Here is a 3,390-nt window from a genome sequence, read left to right as displayed (position 1 = left end):
TTCAACCTGCCGGCAGCCTGAAGGCAGCCCTACAAAAACACCTACGCAGCCCTCGTTTCGGCATTCTGCCAAAGAACTCCTCTCGGGGGCAACGGCTACAAACCCACCCCCTGTAGGGCAGGTTTCAGCCTGCCGGCAGCCTGAAGGCAGCCCTACAAAAACACCTACGCAGCCCTCGTTTCGGCATTCTGCCAAAGAACTCCTCTCGGGGGCAACGGCTACAAACCCGCCCCCTGTAGGGCAGGCTTCAGCCTGCCAGCAGCCTAATCATCTACGATGACGATGAGGCTGCCCTACAACCCCATAGTAAAAGCAGAATCCCTTAGATCTGTGTCGCCAATATCCGCCCTGCCTTCTTCTGTTTCCGCTGGGAACGCTCAATCGCACACTGGTCCGCATTATTCAGGATCACAATACACTCCAGACACTGAACACACTCATCGTAATCAACGGAACCGTCCCGATTAATTGAGTCGATCTCACACCGTACTTTGCACAGCTGACAGGGTGCACCGCACTCCGCACGACGCTTCAGCCATTTAAAGACACTGAAGCGCCCCAGAATCGCCAACCCTGCACCCAATGGGCAGAGGTAACGGCAGAAGAATTTGTGGATATATAATCCCGCCACCAGCAGCAACACCGCGTAGAGCACAAACGGCCAACTGCGTACAAAGACCAGCGTTACCGCTGTTTTGAACGGTTCAATCTCTGCCATTTTTTCCGCCAGACTGAGCGAGAAGAACGCGCTGCCGACCAATACCAGCAGTATCAGATACTTAAGTTTTTGCAGCCGTTGATGACGCGGTTCCGATATTTTGAACTGTTTGATCTTCAGCAGTTTAGCCAGCTTTGAGGTCAGCTCCTGCATCACCCCAAACGGACACAGCCAGCCACAGAACAATCCCCGCCCCCACAGGAACAGGCTGATAAACACATAGGTCCAGAGCACAAAGATAATCGGGTCAAGCAAGAACACCGTAATATCAAAGCCATCCACCAGCGCCAACAGCAAGGTATAGATGTTGACCACCGACAGCTGTGCCTGGGTATAAAACCCGACGAATCCCAGCGTAAACATCAAGAAGCCCCACCGGAAACGGTGGAACCACACACTGTGCTGAGTCATGCGATGCTGCCAGATAAACAGCCCTGTCAGGACGAGCAGCGCAAGCAGCATTACAACGGTATCGCCGACCCGGTCTTTCCAAATGCGCAACCACAGAGGGTCCTGCACAAACTCTTCGATCTCGACCTTCTCGAACAGATGCTCCGGCAAACCGTATTGGTCACTGAAACTCGCCTGATCTCGAATCAGATGATTACGTTTCACATCCAGATTAAACTGCAATTCCAGCGGCTGGGCAGGATCAAATCCCGCCTGTGCTTTGATGCGAAAGATATGTGCGCGTTCCAGATACGGCCCGTCACCCGACTGAAAACCGCTGTCGTCGAGAAAATCGATATCCCGAATATCTACCGGCAGATCATTCTGGCTCATACCGATACGTGTAGGCACCGTGCCGGGCCGAAAGCCCTCCTCTACAAACGGAAATGGTCCGTTCGATGCCACTAACAGCAGGTGTTCACCGGGTTTTCGGATACTCATCAGCCGAGCATACTCTTCCACACCCAGCAGGTTCTGCCCCACGGAGGGTGGATTCAGATAGGCGTAGTACAGATCACTGAACAGAGGCGAGCCGTCCTCGCTCATTGATTCATCGATATCGATCGATGGATATATGGCGATGCTATCACCCAGTCCGCCTTCCACTTCATCGACCAACAACTGCCAGCGCTTAACCCACCCCCTCTCTGTCATTTGTGACCAGTTCAGCGGTTCAAACACGTCTTCACGCACCCGTGACGGAGCCGCCTGCTCAAAACCTTCCAGCTTAGCCCGCGCCACTTTCAGTGCAGCCGACAGCATAATGTCGTTGATCACCAGAACAGAGACCGTGGCCTTAGTCACGCCATCAAAGTACACCGTGCCATTCTCACTGCCATCAGACTGAGCAGCACGGCGGCTATCCACAATAATGCGATCTTTGACCGACCGCCCGACATATTGGTGGATAAAATTAAACATCGGCCCTTCACCCAAACCGTGCATAAAGATAGGTTCGTGATGACTGAGCACCTGCACCCCAACAAATTGACCACGGGTATCAATGCCGATCAGCAGAAGGATCGGGTCACCGGAAAAACCGGGAAGGTCGCTTAGGTCAGTACTCTTAAAAGCATATCCCAGCAACTCATTCAGCTGATACACCGGCACAACCGGCGGGTTCTGCTCAGGATCGCCAAAACGGGTGGCCTTGGGGAAAATAGCCTTAATCGACGTATTCAGCGGGATCGCTTCAGTACCGTCAGCGGCCAGCAGCGGGCGATATGAAACCAGCATCAGCAGTATAAACAGCAGGTAAAAAACAGACTGCCGCAGCGTCCGGGATGAACTGCACATCAGAGAAACCCTTATTCTGGAACCTAATTCTCTATTAGGTTCCAGAATAAGGGCGGTCTATATGAGTCTGATCGGGGATTCAGGCGGTACTTTGGTACATATCCAAAAGATGCAAAACCGGCCTCAAGCCGACTGGAAAACTTCACTGATCTTCTGACGCACCCATGCACACATCGGATCGTGGTGATGACGTTCATGCCAATACACGTAGAAACGTATATCGTCGCGGGGGATTTCAGGTGGCAAGGGTCGCATCACCAGATCCCGGTCTTTGGTGATATGTTCCGCCAGCCGCTGAGGCAGCGCAAACACCAGTTCAGTCCCTTCACAAAATTCCGCGACCGACATAAAACTGGAGAGTTTCATCGAAAGCTGACGACTGCGGCCGATTGTTTGGAGTTTCCGGTCCATCGACCCCGGTCCCTTACCTGTAATAGACACCATACCGTGTCGGCAACTGACGTATTGATCCAACGTCATCTCCTGAACCAACGGGTTGTCTTTGTCCATTACACAGATAGACTCCATGTTATCAATCAAGACCCGATGAAACTGATCCATCGCAAACTCTGGCTCCAGCCCCGTCAGGCTGAAGTGCACCGAACCCTCATCAAGCTTATGGAAGTGGTCCGGGGTTTGAGGCACCAACTCAATCTTGAGATTTGGCGCCTCGTTGTGCAAAACCTTGGTCAATTTTGGCAGATAAAGCGCCGCCTCCAAATCCAGACCGGTCATACGCAGAGTATCCACTGCAGAAGCCGGGTCGAACTGTATCGGTTGGATTAAACTGCTCGCACCCTGCAACAACGCATTCAGGCACGGCAATATCTCCTGAGCCCGGGCACTCAGGTCATACCCCTCTCGGGTACGCACCAGTAAGGGATCGCCAAACATATCGCGTAATCGCTGCAGTGCACGGCTGACCG

The 3,390-nt window shown here is 52.9% G+C and carries 2 protein-coding genes; both read right to left on the bottom strand.

Features of this window, described 5'->3' with window-relative positions:
- Positions 1-322: 322 nt before the first annotated feature.
- Positions 323-2,464 (bottom strand): 4Fe-4S binding protein, encoded by a 2,142-nt coding sequence (locus ABYW01_RS17205; RefSeq protein ID WP_372835099.1) that lies wholly within the window; start codon positions 2,462-2,464, stop codon positions 323-325.
- 123 nt (positions 2,465-2,587) lie between these two features.
- Positions 2,588-3,390: LysR family transcriptional regulator (locus ABYW01_RS17200; protein ID WP_372835097.1), on the bottom strand; the 803-nt coding region annotated here is incomplete at its 5' end.

The sequence above is a fragment of the Pontibacterium sp. genome (assembly GCF_041587635.1).
GTDB lineage: Bacteria > Pseudomonadota > Gammaproteobacteria > Pseudomonadales > Balneatricaceae > Pontibacterium.
The sequence above is the reverse complement of the archived record's forward strand: the minus strand, read 5'-3'. Positions and strand labels throughout refer to the sequence as shown.